The 4791-nt window shown below is 67.0% G+C and carries 4 protein-coding genes; 1 reads left to right on the top strand and 3 read right to left on the bottom strand.

Annotated elements, in window-relative coordinates; genetic code table 11:
* Positions 1–88 precede the first annotated feature (88 nt).
* Both EB084_19665 and EB084_19660 read right to left on the bottom strand, forming a co-directional pair.
* On the bottom strand, positions 89–1069 hold the full coding sequence (locus EB084_19665; protein ID NDD30482.1) for a hypothetical protein: 981 nt from the start codon (positions 1067–1069) through the stop codon (positions 89–91).
* Positions 1070–1126: 57 nt separating this feature from the next.
* Positions 1127–2077: a hypothetical protein gene (locus EB084_19660; GenBank protein ID NDD30481.1), complete on the bottom strand. Its 951-nt coding sequence runs from the start codon at positions 2075–2077 to the stop codon at positions 1127–1129.
* 224 nt (positions 2078–2301) lie between these two features.
* Between EB084_19660 and EB084_19655 the strand changes: the two genes are divergently transcribed.
* Positions 2302–3012, top strand: coding sequence for a hypothetical protein (locus tag EB084_19655; protein NDD30480.1), 711 nt, complete (start codon positions 2302–2304; stop codon positions 3010–3012).
* Positions 3013–3145: 133 nt separating this feature from the next.
* Here EB084_19655 and EB084_19650 read toward each other — a convergent pair.
* Positions 3146–4791 (bottom strand): hypothetical protein (locus EB084_19650; GenBank protein NDD30479.1); only part of this gene is annotated, 1646 nt, incomplete at its 5' end.

The raw sequence follows: 4791 nt of genomic DNA, 5'->3' as shown, positions 1-4791 counted from the left end.
TGCATCGCGACGAGGGTGCGGGCGCGTTCGGTGTGGGTGGGCGACGCGCCGAGAATCACCGGAGAGAGCCGCTCTGCGCTCGTCTCGCTCATCGCTTGCGCCCTTCTTTGGCAGGGGGCAGGCAGGGCCAGACGATGCGGAGCCCACCGACCCTGGTGTTGACCGATCGCGCTCGAGCAGCCTGTTCGTCGATGGCCGCAAGGGCCTCGAGGGCGCGGGTTGCGAGCACGAGATCGGTCTCGCTGGCCAGGAGCTCGGCGTCGTCGCTGCTGCGCAGCAGCACGGGCACGGCATCGCCAGCCGCAAGTGAGAAGCCGTGCTCACGCGCCTCATCGAGCAGGTCGTCGACGCCCCGGGCTTCGTAGGAGAGCACGAGGTGGGGGGGCAGGGCGTCGGCATCGTCGGTGGTCGTATCGAGCATTGCGCGGGCGTCGCTCTCGTGCTCGAGGAACGCGATGGCCGGTTCGTTGCCATCGCTGCCATCGAGCAAGACGAACAGGGGCTGCGGCCCAAGCCCATCGATGCGCGCCAGATCGTGCTCGCTGATGTGCTGCCACGGAGCCGATCGGAAGATTCGGGCGGCGGCTTCGTAGAACGCCTTCACGCTCTTGCGTGTCACACCAGGGCGAGCGAGATAGGTCACGCGGGGGCCCTCCTCGTCTCCGAGGAGGTCGACCATGGCGTCGAACATCTGGTCGACGAGCGACCGTGGGGCGTTTCGCACGTCGATGTCGAGGGGGGCCAGATAGGCGGTGAGACGCGGGTCGTCGCTGGCCACGGCCGTGGGGCGCGCGGGGGCGAGGCCTTCTTCCGGCGCGGCCATGGCCGACACGAGCAATCGGAGGAGCGCCTCGTGCTGTCGGCCACGCGCCACCATGTCGAAGGCGCGAACCTCGTTGGCCTCCACATCGATCCAGAACACGGCGTCGGTCTGGTCGTCGTCGTGGGGCATGCGGCGGCGCCCGCCGACCCACAGCCGGTCGCACGCCGGCAGCTCGGAGAGAGCACGGATGTCGTCGGGTTCCAGAAACGGTTCGGGAGTGGGGGACGCTCGGCGGGCCATGCCCATCGGTTCAAATCCGGCGGGCCGGCTCCTGCCGAGATGCGCTCGGCTCCTCTCCCTGGATCAGGGGGCGATCATGAACGCGTGACGCGACAGCACCTGTCCGTTCTCGGCGATCTCCACCTCGTAGGTGCCGGGGGCGAACGCGCGACCGCTCTTGGGGAACAGGGTCGACCAGAGGGTGCGCTGCTGCGGATCGACCGTGATCTCTTCCTTGAAGAGGGTCGATCCGTTGAGGGTCCACCGCACCTCGAGGTGTCCCCCCGCGGGCGGGTTCGCAAGCTCGATCCAGGTGACGATGCCGCCGATGGTCGTCTTGAACCGCTCAGAGACGCCCACCGGCTGCCCTCCCGTGATCGACTCGCACATGACCTGACGGGTGATGTGCGCCTGTGCTGAAGACGACGGGGGAGGGGCCTGTGCCGGGCTCTGCTGCGGCCCGCCTTGCACCGGACCGATCTGCGGCTGGGTCTGCACCACGCTCACCTGGGGCTGCGTCGCGCCGCCGCGAACGGCAAACGAGACCGACTGGTCGGTGTAGACCGTCATCTCCTTGTCTGACTTGAGAACGGCTTCTCTTCCCTGCAGGAACACGAAGAAGACGCTGAACAGCAGCATGCCGGCCACCGACATCACCGTGTTGTCGCCCCCTCGCTTGTCCGGATTTCCGCGCAGGTTGATCTGGGTGCCGTCGACCGCGGCTACGTGGTTCACCGCCAGCCGCAGCTTGCCGCTCTGCCCGAACCCCGCGGCGTGACGGGCTTCGGCGATGGTCACCTTGACGGGAGCGCCGCGCGCGATGACGGTGATGCCGTTCACGACCACGTTCTCGGTCACGTTGAACGTGATCACGTCTCCGGTCTGCACCTTGTCGCTCCGCAGGTCGTAGGGAGGGCGCACCATCACAGCCGTGCCTTCGGGTAGCACGAGGGCTGCGGGGGGCGGGGCCTGCGCCAGCGCCTGCATGGGGTGGAGCGCGATGAGCAGGGCGAGGAAGAGGGAGAGCCTTCTCATTTCTGTGAAACCTCCAGGGCGTCGGGCGTCGGGGAGTGCCGATGAGGTCTTGGGCGCCTCAGCGCCCGATTCCTGGTGCGGGTTGCTTCTCGACGCGCATCGCGATGCTTCGTGCCGGCCGCTGCAGGCGTTCGTCGTCGCAACAGGGAAGCGCTGCACGTGCGCCCGGATGCTAGACCGGAGCGGCAATGTCGTGAAGATGATCGCCGGAGGGAGAAGCCAGAGTGGATCCACGCATCATATCGCGCAACGCGACGCCCATGGACCGCTTCCATACGCCGACGCAGAAGTCGCTGCCTTCGGCGCCGTCGGCCACCACGCCGGCCGATGCGGGTGATCGCTTCACACCGTCGGCCGCGCCGCCTTCACGCGAGATGTCGCAGCCGCTCTCGACCCCTGCCCCTCACGCGTCGCCGTGGCGCGCTGCGAGCCTGGGTGCGCTGGCCGCTCTCACGCTGCTCACCAGCCCGCTGTCGGTGGCCGCAGGCGCCCTGCCTTCGCCCACCCCGCACTTCCCCGCGCAGGCGTCGCCTTCGGTCGAGCGCGTCATCCCGGCCAGTCCGGCTTCCTCAAAGGCCTACAGCGCAAAGGGCACGGGCTACTTTCCCAAGCATGTCGGGCAGGAGGGCGGCCCGAACGACATGATCGGCAAGCCGCTGCACACCCTCCAGGCCTTCCTGGCAGGAAAGGCGCCCTATGTCTCGGTGGCCATGGACAAGCAGGCCGGCCTGCCCTACGGCACCAAGCTGCGCATTCCCGAGCTCGAGAAGAAGTACGGCCGCCCCATCGAGTTTCGCGTGGTCGATACCGGAAGTGCCTTCAAGGGCAAGGGAACCTCGCGCATCGACATCTGCGTGCGCGACTTCGCGGCCTCGCTCGAAGAGACGCTGAACGGCCATCTCACGCTGATCCATCAGCCAGCCCTCGCCCGCTGAGGAGCGCCACCCCTCTCGCGCCCAGGCACGGCCTCATCGTTCACACGCGTAGAGACGCAACGAGGCGCCCGCCTTGCGACGGACGCCTCGCCTTTCGATGGTGCCGCGCGGGGTCACCGCGCGCCCCCCGTGTTCACTGGTAGGTATCTTGGACGGTCACGTTTTCGCCCTGTGGACCGACCGCTTCGACCTCGATGATGAGGGTGTCCACGTTCTCGAGCTGCGCACCCTGAATGGTCGAGGGCAGCGGGGGGATCTGGGCGTGGGTGTCATTGTTCGATGCGGGGTAGAACCGATCGACGCTGTAGCTTGCCGAGCGCTGGGTGACACGCACCATGACGTCGCGCGTCTTGAAGGTGGTGGGGAGCGACCAGCTCAGGTCGAGGGTCTTTCCGGACACCGACGTCAGATCGTGCTGTGCCGGGGCCTGCGCATCGGCCTGGAGCTGGTAGCCGTTGAGGGTATCGGTGGTGGTGACCTGCGCCCTCACCGGAAGGGTGACGTTGATGCTTCCGATCAGGCTGAGATCGACGCTGAACTGCGTACCCGCGGGCGGGAACGCCTGAGCGCTCGACCAGGCGTAGAAGATGTCTTGTGGCACCCCCTGCATGGTCAGGTCGGTCTGGGCCAGCTTCGAGACGGGGGTGCCGCTCGATGAGAAGAAGGTGCTGCTTGCGTCGGTGGCGGTCATCGCGTTGAGCACCCCGGCGGGGATGCGCGTGTCGACCACGGCGGTGGGCTTGAAGCCCGAGTCGCTGGCATTGGTGATGGCACGGGCGTTCTTGAAGCGGATGACGTCGGTGGCCTCCACGTCTTCCTGATTGCCGTGGAAGAGCCATGTTCCATCGCTCTGGCGCTGGAAGAACATGTGATGGAAGTACGGGGTGGGGTCGTTGACGAGCTGCACCGCGAACTTCGCGAACATCTCGTTCCGCTGCGGATCGAAGTCGATCACGAACGACACGGTGAGCGATTGCACCGACACCCCGGCGAACTCTGCGGCCATCGCCTTCGCGAAGTCCGCGCGAGAGACTCCGTCGTTGTTGAAGTCAGGGGTGAGGAACGCCAGCAGGTCTGCGTCGGTGAGGGCGCCGCCCTTGTTGTTGATGGTCTGCGCCAGGTTGGCGAGGAGGGTGTTCACGCCCGTCACGGCCGCGTCGATCTCGGCCTGGGTCGCTCCCCCCACGTGCGAGATGTCTTCGGTGTTGCTGTCGTGACCGGTGTTGTTGTCGTGGTGGTTGCAATGCGTGCGCACGGTGCCGTCGCCCAGGCCGTCGAGGGTGACCGTGGTGGTCACGGTACCGCTCACGGTCTGCAAGGTGGTGTCGCCGGTCTGCTGGATCTGGTCGAGCAGGCCGTCGATGCCAGTGTGGTTGGCGATGAACTCGGTCGTGAAGGGCTCGAACTCTGCGGGGTCGATGCCGTGTTGGATCATGAGCTCTTTCAGGTTGGCGAGCATGGCCTCAGTGCAGCGATCGAGGCTTCCCACCGTGGGAAGACGCACGCCAGACGGGTTTGCGATGGCGTTCTCCACCGTGGTTCCCTGCGTCTGGAAGTAGGTGGTGGTGGCCACGTCGGTGAGGGGGGTCACGTTGGCGACGCCTGGCCCAAAGGCAATGCTGTGCAGCGTGTTCGTGCCATCGGTGGCCGTGATGATGAAGGGCGGGGTGAGACCCGTGACGTCGATGGAATAGGTGCCATCAGCCCCGGCGGTGGTGCTCACCTGCCTGCCGGTCGCGTCGACCAGGATGACGGTTGCGCCCGCGAGCGCGGCGCCCT

This window comes from Pseudomonadota bacterium (assembly GCA_010028905.1).
Lineage (GTDB): Bacteria > Vulcanimicrobiota > Xenobia > RGZZ01 > RGZZ01 > RGZZ01.
The sequence above is the reverse complement of the archived record's forward strand: the minus strand, read 5'-3'. Positions and strand labels throughout refer to the sequence as shown.

Excerpts from the sequence above, each read along its gene's own strand:
- EB084_19665 (NDD30482.1), bottom strand. The coding sequence starts at position 1,069 with ATGGGCATGGCCCGCCGAGCGTCCCCCACTCCCGAACCGTTTCTGGAA.
- EB084_19660 (NDD30481.1), bottom strand. The coding sequence starts at position 2,077 with ATGAGAAGGCTCTCCCTCTTCCTCGCCCTGCTCATCGCGCTCCACCCC.